The sequence below is a fragment of the Siphonobacter sp. SORGH_AS_1065 genome, assembly GCF_030818595.1.
Taxonomy (GTDB): domain Bacteria; phylum Bacteroidota; class Bacteroidia; order Cytophagales; family Spirosomataceae; genus Siphonobacter.
In genome coordinates, this window is record NZ_JAUTAM010000004.1 from 3,592,342 (window position 1) to 3,610,944 (window position 18,603).

The window sequence follows — 18,603 nt, forward strand, 5'->3', positions numbered from 1 at the left end:
GCCAAACTTCCCTAAACTTCCCTTCTTTTTAACCTTTAAGTGATAATTTAGATTTGATAAGTTATATTTTTACTTCTTTAATTTATCTTTTGCCAAGTAGAAAAGCTCTGTTCCTCTTCATCTTTATTATAACGGCAGAACCGGAAAAGGGTTTAATCCTTTATATTTGCTCCGTTCTTTGTAACGCCCGTCAATCGGATGGTTGGTTTCATTAGCAGATCTTCGCTGCTAAAGGAATGAAAAAGGAATCGTGTGAAAATCACGAGCAGACGTGCTACTGTAAGTATCTGTTTCGAACCTCGAAACAAGTGCATCCCAGATTTCCCATTGTTCCCTGAGGAATGAGAAGGGGGGAGTCGCATGATACAAGCCAGGAGACTTGCCAGCCTTCTCAATGGTCATACCTTCACGCATAGGGTCTGATTCACGCATTGATTTTACAAATTTCTGATTACCCAACTCTGCTCACTGCCGGTCCCGAAACTGGCAGGTTTGCGGTTGTGCCTGAATTGTGCTGATTTTGAAACCATCGAAGTCGGACCAGGAAAGCTATACCCTTATAGCAGAGGCATTAACTCCGTCATTCGCGTGAACGGATGACGACTCGTACGTTACTAATGCGGAATCAGTGATTCGTAACAATTCACCGTTTTTGGCGGGTTGGGTGTTTCGAAGGCGTTTTGATAAACCCTTTTTAACACAAAAACACATGGTTACTCACAACCTGGGCTACCCCCGCGTGGGCAGCAAACGCGAACTGAAATGGGCCTGCGAACAATTTTGGGCAGGAAAGATTTCGAAAGACGAACTTCTGTGGGCAGGTCGGCAAATTCGCCGACAAAACTGGCAGACGCAATTACAGGCAGGTCTGCAATGGATTCCTTCCAATGACTTTTCCTATTACGATCAAGTGCTGGATACCGCATTAATGGTGGGAGCCGTGCCCGAAAGGTATCAGGCGGTTATTGATGGAAAAAACAATCGGGAACTGGAGATTTACTTCGCCATGGCTCGCGGAATCCAGAAGGCCGAGCTGGACATAAAGGCGATGGAAATGACGAAGTGGTTTGATACCAACTACCACTACATCGTTCCCGAATTTTTGAAAGATCAGCAGTTTAAACGGTATTCCGATAAGGTCATTCACGACTTCGAAGATGCCAAGCAGATGGGTATTCTTACCAAGCCCGTCATTCTGGGGCCGGTTTCATTTCTGTTATTGGGTAAGGAAAAAGAAGAAGGTTTCCACCGAATTGATCTGCTCAATCGGTTATTACCCGTTTATATTGACGTATTACGCGAACTGAGTTACCGGGGGGCAACTTGGATACAGCTTGACGAACCTTGCCTGACGCTCGATTTGTCAGCTAATGAAAAAATCGCTTTTCAGCAGGCGTACCAGGCTATTCAGAAAGCATTACCTCAGGTTCAGCTTCTGGTGGCGACTTACTTCGAAAAACTAGGTGACAATCAGTCTTTGGCCCTGCAATTACCCGTATCTGCTTTGCATATTGACCTAATGCGTGGACCTGGACAATTAACCTCCATTCTGGCGGATCACGAATTTGTTACTTCCACTAAAATCCTTTCGCTCGGCGTAGTGGATGGGCGTAATGTCTGGAAAAATGATTTCAGCCAGTCGTTGCAATTGCTGAATGAAGCCATTGCCAAGCTAGGCAAAGCCCGTGTTTGGGTGGCTCCGTCCTGTTCGTTATTGCATGCTCCTTACGATCTGGATTTAGAGAAAAACGAAGAGGTATTGACACCGGAAATCAAAAACTGGATGGCATTTGCTAAACAGAAATTGCAGGAAGTAACCACGCTGGGTCAGTTAATCGAAGGCGAAAATCTGGAGCTATTAGCAGAAAATCAGCAGGCCATAGAAAGCCGAAGGACGAGCTCGCTGATTCATAAACCAATTGTAAAATCCCGCGTGCAAGCGGTTCAACCCAGCGATTTCGAACGGAAGCAAGCCTTTACGATTCGTCAGAAAATTCAGGAAGCAAGTCTTCAGTTACCGCTGTTTCCCACCACCACGATTGGCTCCTTCCCCCAAACCGAAGAGGTTCGTCAGTGGCGGGCGAAGTACAAAAAAGGTGATGTTACTAAAGAAGAATATGAGGCTTTTGTGGAGGGAGAGATCGAAAAATCCATTCGTTGGCAGGAAGAAGTCGGGCTTGATGTATTGGTTCACGGTGAATTCGAGCGAAACGACATGGTTGAATATTTTGGCGAACAGCTTTCGGGTTATGTGTTTACTCAATTGGGCTGGGTACAGAGTTACGGAAGCCGTTGCGTAAAACCGCCCATTATTTACGGAGATGTCGAACGGCCTGAAGCCATGACGGTTCGCTGGACGACGTTTGCTCAATCCAAAACGGCTCAATTAATGAAAGGCATGCTGACGGGACCAGTAACGATTCTGCAATGGTCGTTTGTGCGGGATGACCAGCCGCGTAGGGATACGGCTTTTCAGATCGCTTTGGCTATTCGGGATGAAGTGCTGGATCTGGAAAAAGCAGGAATCAAAGTCATCCAGATTGACGAACCTGCCATTCGCGAAGGCTTACCCTTACGCAAAGCCGACTGGGGCACTTACCTGACCTGGGCCGTGGATGCGTTCCGACTCAGTGCCGCCGGCGTTACCGATCAAACGCAGATTCATACCCACATGTGCTACTCGGAATTTAATGACATTATCGAGGCTATCGCTCGCATGGATGCCGATGTCATTACCATCGAAACGTCGCGTTCGCAGATGGAGTTACTCGATGCGTTTTCGAACTTCCAGTACCCGAATGAAATCGGGCCGGGGGTGTATGACATTCATTCGCCCCGTGTACCCAGCGTGGAAGAAATGGCACATTTGCTGGAAAAAGCACTTCGAACCATTCCAGCTCGTAACTTGTGGGTCAATCCCGATTGCGGACTAAAAACCCGCCATTGGGCCGAAACTGATCAGGCTCTACGCCACATGGTCGCTGCCGCTAAACAATTGCAGCAAACCGTGAAAGCGTAGGAGTTTAGCGTTTTGGGTTTGGCGTTTAGAGTTAATGTTACATTGAACTCTAAACGCTAAACCCAAAACTCAAAACCATTTTCCATGTCACTCGAAGAAAAAATTAAGGCGGCGGAGACCCGCGTGTTTAAGGCCGTTTTCCCGCACACAACCAACCATTACGATACTTTATACGGCGGTATGGCCATGCAGTGGATGGACGAAATCGCCTTCATTACCGCGACCCGTTTATCCCGAAAACCCATGGTAACCGTCTCCAGCGACCGCATTGACTTTCGGCAGGCCATTCAGGCAGGGATGCTGGTTGAATTGATTGGGAACGTCGTACACGTGGGGAACACCAGTATGCGAGTGAGCGTGGAGATTTACGTAGAAAGCATGTACGCCGAAGGCCGCGAACTAGCCATACACGGCACCTTCACCTTCGTAGCCATAGACGCAAATAAAAAACCAATTCGAATTTTGGAGTAATGTTTAGGGTTTTGAGTTTAGTGTTAGGAAGTTCTTTTGATAAGAAAAGAATTTACGTCGCAAGTATTAACTCAAAACCCTAAACTCCTAACTCTAAACATATGAATAAACATGCCCTTGAAGGCTGTCCGCGTTGTGGGCAGTTATTTACCTGCAAACTCAATGCAAGCTTAAAATGCGACTGCAATCAGATCGTATTAACGCCGTCGGAAATGCAGTACATCCGCGATATTTCGATCATGGATTATGACAGCGGCTGTTTGTGTCTGAATTGTTTGCAGGAGTTACAGCAGGAGGCGAGGGCATTAGAGTAAGCTTACTAAATAAACAAACAAAAAGGTAAGGCCCTGCCGCTGCCAGCTTTTTCGCTGGCAGCAACTAGTTGAAATAATGGTAACCCAACCTGTGAGGCACTATCAAACGGATTGCTACCAGTGAAAAAGCCGGTCGGTTCACGCGGGCCACGATATTCAGAAACTAATAGCAAATCAAACTTTTTCCTGAGAAAAAGACTTATCATAGCTCTAAGCCACGTAGCTATTTATGTCTGAACGTCTGGAACTTCCACCGAAATATTACCTCGATTACTTTACCTATTTACTTGCCTTTGTGCGTCGGTTTTACCTGAACTTATTAACCGACGATGAAAAAGAATTTCTTCAGGATTTCGATCAGTTGAGCGAAAACGCTCAGTGCCTTTTTATTCGGTTTACCAACCGAAGAGTGGCCTTTTTTCGGGTTCGAAAAATCAAGTATCCCGAAATTGATAACTGGGCAGAGGCTTTGCTTGAATTGGAAAACAAAGGTTTTGTCGCCCGTTTGTCTGACTATCACCAGAATCGGGCGGGGGAGATTCTTGACATTTTCAGTAAGCCGGAAGTACTAGGTTTTGCCAAACAACTGGCGTTGGAAACCAAAGGCAAAGCCAGTCTCAAAAAAGACGAGGTAAGCGACTGGTTGTTAGAATCCGTGCCTTTTCCAGATTTAGCCAGTTATATTGATCAAAGCGAACCCGTAGTCAAGGTTAACTACGAGGCTCAGACGATGCTTTTCAAGTTTTTATTTTTTGGAAACCGGCATGCGGATATGAGTGAGTTTGTGGTGCGGGATCTCGGCCATATTCGGTTTGAACGCTTTGATGAAGATCGGTTTGTTCCACATTTTACCTCCAGGGAAGAAGTCGAAGATCGGCTGAAAGTTTCATTGGCGGCGGAAGATTTCCATTTGATGAAAACCGCCGAAACGGATCCTTTGGAAATTAATACCTGGTTTCTGGATTGGTATGAGAATCATGTCCCGCTAGCTGAAATTGCTCAGCCTTCCCTGGATCGCCTGATGCTGAAGATCGCGGGTTTCATGGAACGCCAGAAAAAACTGGAAGAAGCCCTGGTGCTGTTTCGGATGACTACCGCACCGCCGTCGCGGGAGCGGCAGGTTCGGTTATTGATGAAGTTGAAAGACCCGGAGGCAGCTACGGCTCTGGCTGAGGAGATGTTGATTAACCCTTTCAATGCGGACGAGCAGTTTTTTGCAATTGATTTTCAAAACCAGCAAGCGGCTCAGGGCCAGAAAAAAAGGGCTCGTAAATCGACCACGGAATGGTTGTTGAAATCAGAAAGTGTGACGATTGACGTTAGCTGGCGGTATCGGGTAGAGGAGGGCGTTGCTGAATATTTTCGGGCACAAGGAAAACAGGCGGTACATACCGAAAACTTTCTGTTTGATGGCCTGTTTGGGTTGCTGTTCTGGGATATCATTTTTGATGCCGGAAGTTCAGCCATTCATCACCCCTTACAGCGGTCTCCATCGGATATTTATAAACCTACCTTCTTCGAAAAACGCCGTCCCGCTTTACTGGATCGTCTGGATTTACTGGAAAACAAAGCCGATACTTTCCATTTTCTGGAAGCCGTTTTTGAAGAAAAATACGGTATCAGCAATCCGCTTGTGGTTTGGTTCCCGGAGCTATTAACACTGGTAAAAATTGCGGTAGAAAAGATTCCAGCGGAATTATTGAAGAAGTTACTCATCGAAATGGCCACCAACGTACGTGAACATACGCGGGGCTTTCCCGACCTTTTTGTGTGGGATGAAACGAGTTATGATTTCATCGAAGTAAAATCTCCCACCGATCACCTTTCGCCGCAGCAGTTATACTGGTTACGCTTTTTCGAAACCACAGGCATCCGTTCCAAAGTATTACGCGTCGTTTGGGGATATGATCAATAGAGACGGGTTTGCCTTATTTCCATTTCTTTGCCTCATCCGCCATGGTTGGTGTCTTCACCAACCACTATGTCCTTTATGAATGGCTGGTGAGGACACCAGCCATGGGAGGGTTACCTTCAGATTATTTTCATTTCTCAGAAAGACGCAATGAAGTCTCGTCTTTACATAACGCAGTCGCTCGGCTCTACCGAGTGACTACCTGACTGTAGGCCTCTGGCCGTCTTGTGGGTAAAATAATGAATACTCAAACGCGTGTCTACCTTGAAGTATCTTCCATAACCCCAGCCAGAGGCCTCTGTGCTATGTTGTCACTCGACAGAGCCGAGCGACTGCGTCAGGGAGATGAGAGCATATACAGAGGTAACAAAATCGTCTCATCCGCCATGGTTGGTGTCCTCACCAGCCATAGTGGGAAAATTAGTACTAGTATTGTAGAGACGCAATGAAGTCGTGTCTGGGTAAGAGGCGGTTTTTAGGGCTAGTCCGTTCTTTTCATCTCCTGACCGAACGCCATAAAGTCACGTATCTACCTGCATTTAACAATCCATACCTATAATTCTTTTAGTTCCGTTGCCACTTTTTCTGCCCAGCGGGCTTGTTCGGCGTGGTTAATGCTGTGGCGGGTTTCGGCGTCGTATAATTCCTGATAGCGATTCATTTCCCGGAAAGACTCCAGAAAAATGTACTGAATCCGGCTATCATAATCTTCCAGCGGCAACTCTTCCGCTAATAAGGCTTTCTTAAATCGTTCCGTAATGAGATGCGTAATGTCAAAATGTAACTGCTCGTGAGCCAAAGCGTACATATTTGTGGCTGGTTCGGCCGTCCAGGACGAATTTTGAAGCATAAATGCCTTGACCGTCATGTCAATAAATACGGTTCCATTTTCAACTTTTGTCATCGCTTCATAGCCAAAACTGGTGTAAATCAGAGCTCCCGTTCGGGGATTAACTCGCCGAATCGGACCTCGGAAATCATTCCAGGTTAGCTTTCGTTGCGGACTATAAAACACGGTATCACCCAGGCGACTTTTAGGTTCGTACTCCTTAAACCGAATCTGTACACGACGGGCAAGTTTCTCGGTTTTCAGTTCATGCGTCTTTACCCAGTTACCAAACTCATGCAAACAGCGTTGCAACGTTTGCCGGATCTGAATCTCGTAATTTCCATCCATGCCAGCCGAGCGATTATAATCAGACCCTGCCTGGCATTCCGTCAATAAAATGTACCGCCCTTCTATTTCACGTTCAAAAGCCAACTGTACCCGAAACGTACCGCGAATCATCCGACTGGATGTTCTCTCATCAAACCAGAATTGCTTTACTCGTATTCGAACCGGATAATCCCGTTCCTGCCGGGGCGACTGCTTCAGTAAACGCTGAAAGGTAGTGGGCAAACTTCCCACAAAGCGAAGAGAAGAGCTCTGACCCGAGGGCAGAATGATTGAACCAATGCCGGACCGATTGGGCCGTTCGTCTACAATGTCCTGAATTGTGTATAAATGGGGTAATTGCGAAATAGACTCTGATCGTAGCTCAAGCGTTCGTTGAGCCTGGGCCGAATTTAGTAATCCGACAAGAAAAAATAGTAGCCCCCAAAGGGATGGTTTATGTCTCAAGTTCATGGGTTTATACCTCTATGAACGTAAACGCTAGTTAAAAAGTGCGATGAAATAAATCACTTTATGCTTGACTTTATGGGTTGAGGTCATTAGGTTCACTCTTGCTAAGAGCTATTCTGTTTTCTACGATTAGTGAAGAATAGAATGGTTTTTTTACGCAAGCCAATATGGTCAAACCCTAAAAATGAGTGTGCGTATGAAACTGCAAGTGCAAACAGTTCATTTCGATGCAGATAGCAAACTGCTCGACTTTGTGCAAGCCAAATTCAACAAATTAGATCAATTTTATGATCGGATTACCAATGGCGAAGTCTATCTAAAACTAGACAAAGGCGAATCGAGCAAGGTCCAAAATAAAATCGTTGAGTTAAAGCTCTATTTACCCGGCGATTCCATCTTTATTAAAGAAAGCGGAACCACTTTCGAAGAGGCTACAGATTTAGTATTGAATGCCGCTAAAACGACGGTGAAAAAATATAAGGAAAAGCTCAAGGACAAAACGGCCCCTAAAGCAGCCGAGTTAATCGTTGAGGAAGAAGAAGAAGAATTCTAGTCCGTTCATCATCTGGAAAAGAGGTCGTTTCATAGCAGAAGCGACCTCTTTTATTTTCTAGTTCATCAGATTTTCCAGCGAAACGTGGATATTCTCCATATTTTAAGTAAATAGCCTGTGAAGTTTTGATACTCAGCCTGATACTTATGGAAAAACGTACGTTCATTAAATTATCTTCCGTCTTTCTGACGGGTTCGCTTTTCTCGCCTATGACGAGCTGTAACCAAACCAAGCAAACCGAATCAAGGGAAACTACCCAGAGCGGCAAACAGTACAATTGGGCCCGTAACCTTGAATATAATACGGAGAATTTTCAGTATCCCGAATACGCCCGAGACATTCAGGGCCTCATTAAAGGAAGTAAAAGCCTGAGAATTCTCGGTACGCGGCATTCGTTCAATCGCATTGCAGATAGCACGCAGGAGATCGTATCTCTGGAGAAGATCAAGCCTGTTTACGTGATTGATAAAGAGAATAGGACCGTTACCGTAGACGGAAACGTAAAATATGGCGATCTGGCCGAATACCTGCATTCAGAGGGATACGCCCTGCACAACATGGCCTCGCTGCCGCATATCTCAGTGGCCGGTTCCTGTGCAACGGCGACGCATGGTTCGGGGGTAAAGAATGCAAATTTGTCTTCGGAAGTGGTCGCTCTGGAAATGATTACGGCAGCCGGTAGACTCCTCCGGGCTTCCCGAACCTTAAGCCCGGAAACTTTTCCTGGAATGGTGGTTGCTCTGGGGGCACTGGGGGCAATTACGAAAGTTACACTTAAGATCCAGCCTTCTTTTCAGGTACGACAGGATGTATACCAGAATATGCCGCTGGTGGAGGTGAAAAAACACTTTGATGAAGTAATGTCGGCGGGTTATAGCGTGAGTTTATTTACTAATTACGCCAAAGAGAATATTAATCAGGTGTGGGTCAAGCGGAAGGTTGAGGGAGACGTGAAACTGAATCTGGTTACGGACTGGTTCGGATCAAAACTGGCGACTAAAAACCTGCATCCCATCGAAGAAATTTCGGCGGAAAACTGCACCGAACAGATGGGGGTTCCCGGTCCCTGGCATGAGCGATTACCGCACTTTAAAATGAACTTCACGCCAAGTAGCGGGGAGGAGTTACAATCAGAATTTTTTGTTCCGTATAAAAATGGAGCTGAAGCTCTGGCTGCTGTTTTCGAATTACATGAAAAAATTACACCACATTTATTAATCTCAGAAGTACGAACCATCGCTGCTGATGATCTTTGGATGAGTCCCTGTTACCAGCAGGATTGCGTGGCCATTCACTTTACCTGGAAGCAGGACTGGATGGCGGTGAAGCAGGTATTACCTTTGATTGAAGAAAAACTGGTTCCCTTTAACGCTCGTCCACACTGGGCTAAGTTATTTACTATGTCGCCATCCAGACTTCAGTCGCAATATAAAAAGCTGGATGACTTCAAGAAATTAATCAAGGAATATGACCCAGAAGGGAAGTTCAGAAATGAGTTTCTAGAGCAGAATTTATATGGAGTTTAAGGAACTCGCCTCTGGTCGGTAGGGTACAAACTCGTAGCTGGTCATAGAGCATCTTTCCAGACAAAAGCTTTCTTGCTAACATCGGCCAGAGGTCTACCAAACTATAACGTCACTCGGCTAGAGCCGAGCGACTGCGGGGTTGGGTATCAACAATTGGATATTAGCGAATGATGCCAGCGAAAAAGCTGGCATCGGTTGGGCTGAAGTCTATGGATTTGTCTTTTGTATTTTCTTACAGTCACTCGGCAAAGCGAGCGACTGCGAGAAAACCATTCGTGAATGGAGCTTCTGTTAGTGCATTTTTGTCTGAACTATTTACAGGAAAGCAGAATAAGGAAAGCTAATACTCTATATAATAAAATAATTTAAAAATTATCATTGACTGCTTCGGTCGGTTGCTAAATAATCCGTATCATTCGGGAATGAAACGCATGGTACGTACCCCTATTCTCATGGCAGGTGCCTTTTTTGCACTGGTGTCTTTATCTTCCCTCACGGACCCTAAACCTCTGTATAAGAATGCTTCGTTGCCTACGCATCGGCGGGTACAGGACTTGCTCAAGCGGATGACCACCGAAGAAAAAGTGGGTCAGTTGGCTACGCCGCTGGGCTGGTTTATGTATGACAAAAATGGCTCGCAGGTAACGGTAAGTGAAAAATTCAAAAAAGCGGTAAAAGAACAGCAGATCGGCATGCTCTGGGCCACCCTCCGGGCTGACCCCTGGACGCAAAAGACGTTAAAAAACGGGCTTGAGTCCCGAGCAGGCGGCTCAGGCTACCAACGCTTTACAGAAATACGTCATTGAAAATACCCGTTTAGGGATTCCCTTATTATTATCCGAAGAGTGCCCACACGGGCATATGGCCATTGGCACGACGGTTTTTCCCACGGCTCTGGCTCAGGGAAGTACCTGGGACCCGGCTTTGATTCACGAAATGGCCAAAGCCATTGCTCAGGAGGCTCGAATGCAGGGAGCTCACATTGGTTACGGCCCGGTGCTGGATTTAGCTCGTGAACCTCGGTGGTCTCGGGTAGAAGAAACCTATGGCGAAGATCCCGTCCTGAATGGTCAAATGGGTATAGCGATGGTGACTGGTTTTCAGGGGAAAAACCTGAAAAGCGGATCAAATATTATTTCGACGCTGAAGCATTTTACGGCTTATGGCGTTCCTGATGGAGGGCACAATGGTGGTAGTGTTTCGCCGGGAAATCGTGAGTTACATCAGGCCTATTTGCCTCCTTTCCGCGATGCTGTTCAGGCTGGAGCTTTGTCGGTAATGACTGCCTATAACTCCATTGATGGTATTCCCTGTACGGCTAATCCGGTATTGTTAAAGTCCATTTTACGGAAAGACTGGGGCTTCAAGGGATTTACCGTTTCAGATTTGAACAGCATTCAGGGATTAACTTTCAATCATAAAGTCGCGGCCAATAACACAGACGCAGCTGCGTTGGCAATTAACGCCGGACTGGATGCGGATTTAAGCGGAACAGGTTTCGATCAATCACTAGTACAAGCCATCAAACAAGGTAAGGTGTCGGGAGCCGTGCTGGATTCTGCCGTTAGCCATGTGTTGCGTTTGAAGTTCGAAATGGGACTTTTTGAAAACCCTTATGTTGATCCTCAGAAAGTTACTAGCGTAGCTCGCAGTGCGGAACACCTTCAGTTGGCTCGCCAGGTATCCAGAGAGGCGATTGTCCTTTTGAAGAATACCAACGAGTTATTACCTCTCAAAAAAGACCTGAAAAGCATCGCCGTGATTGGACCTAACGCGGACAACGTTTATAACCAACTTGGCGATTACACGGCACCGCAGGCGGACGGAGCTGTGATTACGGTGCTCAAAGGAATTCAGAACAAGCTGGGTAACGCTACGCAGATCAACTACGCCAAAGGATGTAGTATTAGGGATACGTCGACGGCTCAGATTGCAGCGGCGGTTGAGGCAGCCCGGAAGTCCGATGTTGCCGTGGTGGTCATCGGTGGGTCGAGTGCCCGTGATTTCAAAACGGAATACCAGGATACCGGAGCCGCTCACGTAAAGGCATCTGAAACATCGATTAGTGATATGGAAAGTGGGGAAGGATATGACCGCGTGAGTCTGGATTTGATGGGACGTCAGTTACAGTTGCTGGAAGCGATACTCAAAACGGGTAAGCCCGTTGTTGTGGTAATGATCAAAGGCCGTCCGCTGAACATGAATTGGATTTCAGCGAATGCTCCAGCCGTTATTGATGCCTGGTATCCCGGACAAGAAGGCGGGAATGCGATTGCCGATGTATTATTCGGTGATTATAATCCCGCGGGTCGTCTGCCGATATCGATTCCTAAATCCATCGGTCAGATTCCTGTCTATTACAATTACAAAAGTCCCGTTAAGCACGATTACGTAGAAATGGACGCCAAGCCTTTGTATCCGTTTGGATACGGTTTAAGTTATTCAACGTTTGAATACAGCGATTTACAAACCCAGGTAACACCTGCCAAAAACGACGTAACGGTAAAAGTAACCGTTCAGGTAAAAAATATCAGCAAGCGGGATGGCGACGAGGTGGTTCAGGTATACGTAACTGACAAAGTTTCTTCGGTGGTTGGCCCCGTGAAGCAACTGAAAAAGTTTCAGCGGGTTAATGTGAAAGCGGGTGAGACCAAAACACTGACGTTCGAGTTAAAGGCTAAAGATCTGATGTTGTATAATGCGGAAAACCAATGGGTAGCCGAGAAAGGTGACTTCAACGTACAAGTCGGAGCTTCTTCGGATGATATTCGGGTGAATAAAGATTTCCAGTTAGCATCAGATATTCGGAAATAGTTTTCCGTTTTCAATTAACCATAGAGTTTCACAGAGATTGGCACTGAGTAACTCCGTGTAAAACTCCGTGAAACTCTGTGGTTACCATACTGAAAACTCTAAAGCAATTTGTCTTTGAATTTCTGATAGAGAAATGAAGTTACCAGTAAAAGCACACCGACGCTTAGGAAGATGATGATTTTTCCGCCCGTAGCGACCCGGCTTAAGTCGAAAATCAGCAGTTTGATTAATACGACCCCAAATAAAGCGATGCCCGCCAGACGGTATCGCTTTATTTTTTTGCTAAAACCCAGAACAATCAAGGTCAGTGAATAAACGCCCCAAAGTACGCTGAAGCCTGCCTGTGTCGCCATGAGCCGTTGCTCAGCGGCTTCGGCGGGACTATTCAGGATGAAGAGCGTTACCAATTCCTGACTTAATACCCAGAGAATAACGCCGTGAATGGCGTACAAAAATAGATTTCGGGTTTGTTTCCAGTTATTAGAGTCATCAGGAATCATCCGGTATAGACCATAGGTGATGCCTGCAATGCCAAGATAAAGAAGGTAACGGGCGTTAATCCAAGCCGTTGGGGTTTTGATGGTAAGCAGGGTAACGGCCTGAACGGGATTCTGGAAAAAGATATAAATAAAAATCAGCACACTGAGTACCAGACTCGCTACTTGCCAGAAATACAATCGTCGCGGAGCAATGATTACTAGGGTAGCTCCGATGTACAGGCTGGTATAAATGCTGAAAACGAGATTTCGAATGGATTGCGGGAATCTCAGATTGCCCTGAGCTGCGAAGTAACGATCCCATTCCATTGAAATCACGTAATAACCCATTACAAACAGTAACAAGCCAAGTAATTTCCTTGAAAAACCAACTTGTTGAGCCTTGATTGACTGGATTAACATAAAGATAACCGCCGCAAGGAATAAGGCATTCGTAAAAAAAGTAAGATTCCAGTAAGGCAGATAATCTAATGAAGGGTTGGGTATAGAGTATCCGTGAATGAGTAGAGCACAGGCTGTCAGATTAATCAAAGCCGTCCCGAAGTGGGTCAGAATTTTCGACGAACGTTGAATGCCCAGCGTGTATAAGGTAGCAGCTCCACCTGCCCAAACCAACGTAATCCAATCGCCTTCCAATTGGATAGGAACCATTAGAATAAGGAATACAAGGGCCATAGACAGCGAAGCATCCGCTAACGAGGTCAGATTTCTCTGCCGTAAAAACCAGGCGATTCCCCCATGAAATAGGCTGTTGGTAAACGTATAGGCAGTAATAGAAAGGGTTGAATAATGCTGCTCTTTCAGAATGAAATACGTGGGAATGTAAAAAAATAGAGCGTTTAATACAATCTGTAAAATCGTGCGATGATGAGCGTAGGCTTTCTGGAATAAAGGGTAAACCAGTTGATTGGCATACATTAGCAGAAAGAAAATGGTGCCGAATACCAGGCTAATCCAGACGTAGCCTGGACGGTCGAAGCCATTGATGATGAAGGCTATAAATATCAGCCAGGTAACGAAAAAAGCGGAGGTGTTCATTAACTGCCAGTCGCGTTGGTAGGCCAGACTCAGCACGCCAGCGTTCAGAATAGTCATGTATACAAAAAGTCCCCAGGGGGACCCATTGCCACCCACCAGAAAAGGAACCGCATAAGCCCCGACCAGACCGAATAAGCCAATCCATTGCACTTCATAACGCGTAGCCTGCCAGACCGTAAAGAGCGTAACGAGTACCATCAGTGCAAAAGATAGCGGCGAAGGTAAGAACTGATAAAAGTAATAAGCCGCGTACGTAGTGAGATATACGGTAGCCACGCCTCCGCTGAGTAGTACGGCACTGTAGGTCAGGTATTTAGGCTTTAGCCATAGGGCCAGCGTAACAAGAGCAGAGCCGATGCTCCAACCCAGAGCCAGTCGCCCCCAGGGGCCAATAAGGTCATTGTCGAAAGCGTATTTAACGAAAATCGCAATCCCGATCACTAGGGCGGCAATCCCAACTTTGCTTAATAAATTCCCTCCGATGTATTCTTCCGTTGGTGTTTTGGCGTACGTAGGAGCAGGTTTTGTTATTACGGGTGGAGAAACCGCAGAAACTGGAGCTGAGGGAGGAGCAATGGGGGTTTGTGTAACGGTTTTAACAGGAGTAGTGTCGGGGCGTAGTGAACTTAACTCCCGTTGAATCTGAATAAGATTTTTCTGAGCACTGGAAAGCTGCTCAGCCAGTCGCTGGACTTCGGCTTCTAATGCATCAATCCGATTACGTTCATTCATAGGTAATAGATAGAGTAGGTTGGAAGGTAATGAGCTTAGTTTTCTGTTTTTGATTAACCACAGCGTTACTCAGAGTTTTGCACAGAGTACCTCAGCATAAAACTTTGTGAACCTTGGTGTCTTCGAGCCTTTGTGGCAAAAAATTGAAAACAGAAAACTAAACTTATTGGATTACAAAGTTAATTCGGTCGATTCCGGTGTTTTTGTTTACCTGATCGTAGGCGTAAATCTGTATTTCGTACATGCCTTTATCTTTAACGGAAAGCATTCCTTCAAAAATATTATCCTGCGAAGCAAAGCTCAACGGAATTTCTCCAAACTTCATGCCATCTTTTTTGACGAGAGCTTTTACTTCGATGTTATCAGATTTCCAGAACCCGTTTTTATTAATCACACAACCGCACATCATAACCAGATTAATCCGAATTTTTACCTGATTATCCTTTAGTGTGGTTTGGGTAATCACCTGATGAGATTGAGGTTCTAAAATGTCCACCATTAATCCGGGAATTTGGAGAATAATCCCGTCGCCATCGATGGGTTTTCCCGGGATGAGCCAGAGTTGGGTAGAAGCTTTTACGGCTGAACTTTTACGATTAACGGGAGCGATGGCTTCGACGGTAACGAAGGTAGGGGCATCCAGTTTTAAGTCTGCTTCAAATCGGGCTGTCTGGTCGTCGGTAAGGCGATTGTGGCGTTTGTAGGGCTGGTTCATAAGTAAATCCGTGTTGCCAGAATTTCCGCTGGTCAGACCTTTCGCCAGAATTTCACCCGTCAACTCATTACGAATAATGACATAAGCCCCACCAATGCCGGTGCCAATAAATTTGGCATCTTTGGCCTGGGCCCGAACGATAACTTTGGTGGTTTGTGCAAAAGTAAAAGTGGAAGTTAGGAGTACTAAAGTAGTGGTTAGGATTTTCAGCATATCAGATTTGACCAAGAGAAGAAAGAATAGGAATCTAAGATAGACAAAAAACCTAGAGACGCGATTCATCGCTTCTGGGTAAGAGGCGGTTTTAGCTATCCTGACGTCCATCTTCTGGGTAAGAGGCAGTTTTGGGTTACCCCTACGTTACTTCCATTTCCCGGCCAGACGCGATGAAGTCGCGTCTCTACAGGGTAGAAAACCAAAAGCCCGGATTGTTTATACAATCCGGGCTTTTTAAAGAGATATAATTCAAGGAATTACAGACCAAATTTGGCTTTTACCTGATCCACGTAATCCAGTTTTTCCCAGGTAAATAATTCTACTTCCTGCTCGATTACTTTTCCGTCGGGAGATTTGAATGTTTTCGTTACCACTTTCGATTCGCGACCCATGTGACCATAGGCTGCCGTTTCGGAATAAATTGGGTTACGAAGTTTCAGACGCTGCTCAATGAAGTAAGGACGCATGTCGAAGATCTCGCCTACTTTCAAGGCAATTTCTCCGTCCGTTAATCCCACCTTCGAAGTTCCGTACGTGTTGATATACAGACCGCAAGGTTCTGCTACACCAATGGCATAAGAAACCTGAACCAATACTTCATCCGCCAGCCCAGCGGCAACCAGGTTTTTCGCAATGTGACGCGTAGCGTAAGCTGCCGAGCGGTCTACTTTCGAAGGATCTTTACCCGAGAACGCACCCCCACCGTGGGCACCTTTTCCGCCGTATGTATCAACAATGATCTTACGACCCGTCAGACCCGTATCCCCATGAGGACCACCAATCACGAATTTACCCGTAGGGTTGATGTGATAGGTAATTTCTCCTTCGAATAACTGGCTTAACTCAGGTTTCAGAGCAGCTTTCACGCGGGGAATAACGATGTTAATGATGTCTTCGCGGATTTTAGCGAGCATCGTTTCGTCATCACCGAAATCATCATGTTGCGTCGAAACAACGATGGTATCAATTCGCTGAGGCGTGTTGTCATCACTATATTCAATCGTTACCTGAGACTTCGCATCGGGGCGTAAGTAAGGCATCAGCGACAGCTCATTATTACGAATGTCGCTCATTTCCTTCAGAATTTTGTGAGCTAAATCCAGAGCTAAAGGCATGTAGTTGTCCGTTTCGCGAGTAGCGTAACCGAACATCATACCCTGGTCACCAGCACCTTGTTCTTCAGGATTTGAGCGATCCACGCCCTGGTTAATATCGGCTGACTGGTCGTGAATAGCAGAAAGAACACCGCAGGAATTGGCTTCAAACATGTATTCAGACTTCGTATATCCAATTTTACGGATTACTTCACGAGCAATGCTCTGAACGTCAAGATAGGTAGTTGATTTAACTTCACCGGCCAAAACAACCTGTCCGGTAGTTACCAGGGTTTCGCAGGCAACTTTAGATTGAGGGTCGAAGGCTAAGAAATGATCAATGAGGGCATCTGAAATTTGATCGGCTACTTTATCAGGATGTCCTTCAGATACAGACTCAGAAGTGAACAAATAAGGCATGTTCTGTTAATTAATTGATTTGGGAGTACGAATCGATGAATATGTAATATTTCGTAATCCTTGGCCAAAGGAAGGAATTGAACGTTTTTGACTTTTCCTAAAAAGCTGATTTTCAGGAAAAAGTCCGTATCGTCAAACCACCGTAGCGTTCGAAACTCGGTTGGTGCCCTAGCTGGAGCCTCTGGATACTTTTGCAAAATTGTACATTCCGTGGAAATTCACCAAACAAGATGGCTTAACCTTGTCGGAATTCCTGAATATTTCGTTTAAAAATGTCAATGGCGGCTTTGGTAAAGGGAAGGATGGGCACGGAAACAATGACTTTTAAGTCTTCTGCCAGACTGCTTTCTTCATCCAGAAACCGGAAAATGCGGGGAGCCGGATTTTTTTGGAACAACCCCGTAAATATAGCAGCCGTAGATACCCGCTTTTTTAAAAAGACATTTAGAAAAACCTGATCGTAAAAGTAATTGAGAGCAGGGATGGCTTTATGAGTTACGGGCGAAACGTCGAAAGATCGTTCCAGGTTATGAACCAATTGTTGTAAACGCTTTTGCGTGCGGGTAAAGGTATAACCCGTGCTGGCCCGCGTATAACCGCCCGCAGTACCCACGCGAATCACGCGTGGAGCTGCCTGTTCCTGAGCAGGCTCGTCGCTCATGGGAATAACCCCGAATTCTTCTTCCAGAATTTCATAGTGCTGAATGGAAGTGAATTCCTGAATGTAACTTTTTAAACCTTCATCGTACTCTTTTTTTGAAAGCAGGGCCGGGGTAAAGAGCGTGAATTCAATGAGAGCTTCCGTTTCAGAAAAAGGCATGACGTAGACGAATCGACATTCGTTCTGCTGGTCGATTCGGAAATCCATCATAATCGGTACCTGCGGGTCAAAGGCAGGTTGATTAGTGCGAATGACCCAGCCTTTGAAGTGCTGTAACAGGTTTTGGTAGACAAAGCCACTCGCTGGCAAGGGTTTCATGGCTTGCAAAACGTGCGTACTATCGAAACACCAGCTTGCCCGGTATTCGCCTGCTTCGGTTTGAACAATGGCTTCCTGGTTATCAGACAGAATAGACTGAATGGGGCTGTATAAGAATTCAATGGCAGGGTTTGTCGCCAGTTCGTGATGAATAAACTGGTAGAAATCAATTCCGCGAAGTAACTTATACTGATGCTTGCCTAAGGTCAACTTTCGGGAAAATCCATTAGATCCATGAAACCAGATGGAATTCCATTTTCGGTAGAGGATGGACTCGAATGCACTTTCTCCTTCCTGCCAAAAGGCCCAGGTCCGGTCATTCCGGGTTTTCTTTTCACGATCAATGATCAAAATTTTCTTATCGCGTAAAGCACTACGATTGAGGTAATAGGCCAGACTTAGTCCAGCCATACCTCCTCCTGTTATGATGATGTCGTACTTCAAGCAATCGGGAATCTCGTGAATGAAAATAGAACCTGGAAAATTCGATTTTGTTTGAATGTAGAGAGGCGACTTCATCGCGTCTGAGTAGAGGCAATTTTTGTTACTCCCGCTATGGCTGGTGTCTTCACCCGCCATTAATAAAGCATCATGGTTGGTGAGGACACCAACCATGATGGAGCTCTGCCTGATCTCCATCTCCCGACTAGACGCGATGAAGTCACGTCTCTACCAAAAA

At 45.8% G+C, this 18,603-nt stretch carries 13 protein-coding genes and 2 riboswitches; of the genes, 8 read left to right on the top strand and 5 right to left on the bottom strand.

Annotated features, from left to right (window positions below; genetic code table 11):
- Positions 1-186 precede the first annotated feature (186 nt).
- A riboswitch (cobalamin riboswitch) is annotated at positions 187-402 on the top strand.
- Between the two features lie 307 nt (positions 403-709).
- The 4 genes from metE to QE390_RS15610 all read left to right on the top strand — a co-directional run bounded on the left by metE (position 710) and on the right by QE390_RS15610 (position 5,719).
- Positions 710-3,019: a 5-methyltetrahydropteroyltriglutamate--homocysteine S-methyltransferase gene (metE, locus tag QE390_RS15595; RefSeq protein ID WP_307142817.1), complete on the top strand. Its 2,310-nt coding sequence runs from the start codon at positions 710-712 to the stop codon at positions 3,017-3,019.
- 84 nt (positions 3,020-3,103) lie between these two features.
- Entirely contained in the window at positions 3,104-3,490 is a 387-nt protein-coding gene (locus QE390_RS15600; protein ID WP_106638032.1) for an acyl-CoA thioesterase, read from the top strand.
- A 101-nt stretch (positions 3,491-3,591) separates the two neighbouring features.
- Complete coding sequence (locus QE390_RS15605; protein ID WP_307142818.1) at positions 3,592-3,804, top strand: cysteine-rich CWC family protein; 213 nt, start codon at positions 3,592-3,594, stop codon at positions 3,802-3,804.
- A 229-nt stretch (positions 3,805-4,033) separates the two neighbouring features.
- Positions 4,034-5,719, top strand: coding sequence for a VRR-NUC domain-containing protein (locus tag QE390_RS15610; RefSeq protein ID WP_307142819.1), 1,686 nt, complete (start codon positions 4,034-4,036; stop codon positions 5,717-5,719).
- A gap of 550 nt (positions 5,720-6,269) precedes the next feature.
- Here QE390_RS15610 and QE390_RS15615 read toward each other — a convergent pair.
- Positions 6,270-7,343 (bottom strand): hypothetical protein, encoded by a 1,074-nt coding sequence (locus QE390_RS15615; protein ID WP_307142820.1) that lies wholly within the window; start codon positions 7,341-7,343, stop codon positions 6,270-6,272.
- Between the two features lie 193 nt (positions 7,344-7,536).
- Between QE390_RS15615 and QE390_RS15620 the strand changes: the two genes are divergently transcribed.
- The 4 genes from QE390_RS15620 (at position 7,537) to QE390_RS15635 (ending at position 12,233) form a co-directional block, all read left to right on the top strand.
- Complete coding sequence (locus QE390_RS15620) at positions 7,537-7,893, top strand: HPF/RaiA family ribosome-associated protein (protein ID WP_106638027.1); 357 nt, start codon at positions 7,537-7,539, stop codon at positions 7,891-7,893.
- A gap of 146 nt (positions 7,894-8,039) precedes the next feature.
- Positions 8,040-9,419, top strand: a complete 1,380-nt coding sequence (locus QE390_RS15625; RefSeq protein ID WP_307142821.1) for a D-arabinono-1,4-lactone oxidase — start codon at positions 8,040-8,042, stop codon at positions 9,417-9,419.
- Positions 9,420-9,841: 422 nt separating this feature from the next.
- Positions 9,842-10,225 (top strand): hypothetical protein, encoded by a 384-nt coding sequence (locus QE390_RS15630; protein ID WP_307142822.1) that lies wholly within the window; start codon positions 9,842-9,844, stop codon positions 10,223-10,225.
- Complete coding sequence (locus tag QE390_RS15635) at positions 10,170-12,233, top strand: glycoside hydrolase family 3 N-terminal domain-containing protein (protein ID WP_307142823.1); 2,064 nt, start codon at positions 10,170-10,172, stop codon at positions 12,231-12,233. Before QE390_RS15630 ends, QE390_RS15635 begins: the two co-directional genes overlap by 56 nt.
- Before the next feature lie 98 nt (positions 12,234-12,331).
- On the opposite strand, the gene QE390_RS15640 is transcribed toward QE390_RS15635, so the two are convergent.
- From QE390_RS15640 to QE390_RS15655, 4 genes are all read right to left on the bottom strand, one after another.
- Positions 12,332-14,500, bottom strand: a complete 2,169-nt coding sequence (locus QE390_RS15640) for a DUF2339 domain-containing protein (RefSeq protein WP_307142824.1) — start codon at positions 14,498-14,500, stop codon at positions 12,332-12,334.
- A gap of 163 nt (positions 14,501-14,663) precedes the next feature.
- Entirely contained in the window at positions 14,664-15,428 is a 765-nt protein-coding gene (locus QE390_RS15645) for a hypothetical protein (RefSeq protein WP_307142825.1), read from the bottom strand.
- Between the two features lie 260 nt (positions 15,429-15,688).
- On the bottom strand, positions 15,689-16,945 hold the full coding sequence (gene metK / locus QE390_RS15650) for a methionine adenosyltransferase (protein ID WP_307142826.1): 1,257 nt from the start codon (positions 16,943-16,945) through the stop codon (positions 15,689-15,691).
- A 75-nt stretch (positions 16,946-17,020) separates the two neighbouring features.
- Positions 17,021-17,139, bottom strand: a riboswitch (SAM-I-IV-variant riboswitch).
- 41 nt (positions 17,140-17,180) lie between these two features.
- Positions 17,181-18,539, bottom strand: a complete 1,359-nt coding sequence (locus QE390_RS15655) for a lycopene cyclase family protein (RefSeq protein WP_307142827.1) — start codon at positions 18,537-18,539, stop codon at positions 17,181-17,183.
- Positions 18,540-18,603: the final 64 nt, after the last annotated feature.

Bases quoted from the DNA above. Each gene is read 5' to 3' on its own strand.
- QE390_RS15625 (WP_307142821.1), top strand. From the start codon at position 8,040: ATGGAAAAACGTACGTTCATTAAATTATCTTCCGTCTTTCTGACGGGT.
- QE390_RS15615 (WP_307142820.1), bottom strand. From the start codon at position 7,343: ATGAACTTGAGACATAAACCATCCCTTTGGGGGCTACTATTTTTTCTT.
- metE (WP_307142817.1), top strand. From the start codon at position 710: ATGGTTACTCACAACCTGGGCTACCCCCGCGTGGGCAGCAAACGCGAA.
- metK (WP_307142826.1), bottom strand. From the start codon at position 16,945: ATGCCTTATTTGTTCACTTCTGAGTCTGTATCTGAAGGACATCCTGAT.
- QE390_RS15655 (WP_307142827.1), bottom strand. From the start codon at position 18,539: ATGGTTGGTGTCCTCACCAACCATGATGCTTTATTAATGGCGGGTGAA.
- QE390_RS15600 (WP_106638032.1), top strand. From the start codon at position 3,104: ATGTCACTCGAAGAAAAAATTAAGGCGGCGGAGACCCGCGTGTTTAAG.
- QE390_RS15630 (WP_307142822.1), top strand. From the start codon at position 9,842: ATGAAACGCATGGTACGTACCCCTATTCTCATGGCAGGTGCCTTTTTT.
- QE390_RS15605 (WP_307142818.1), top strand. From the start codon at position 3,592: ATGAATAAACATGCCCTTGAAGGCTGTCCGCGTTGTGGGCAGTTATTT.
- QE390_RS15640 (WP_307142824.1), bottom strand. From the start codon at position 14,500: ATGAATGAACGTAATCGGATTGATGCATTAGAAGCCGAAGTCCAGCGA.
- QE390_RS15610 (WP_307142819.1), top strand. From the start codon at position 4,034: ATGTCTGAACGTCTGGAACTTCCACCGAAATATTACCTCGATTACTTT.
- QE390_RS15620 (WP_106638027.1), top strand. From the start codon at position 7,537: ATGAAACTGCAAGTGCAAACAGTTCATTTCGATGCAGATAGCAAACTG.
- QE390_RS15645 (WP_307142825.1), bottom strand. From the start codon at position 15,428: ATGCTGAAAATCCTAACCACTACTTTAGTACTCCTAACTTCCACTTTT.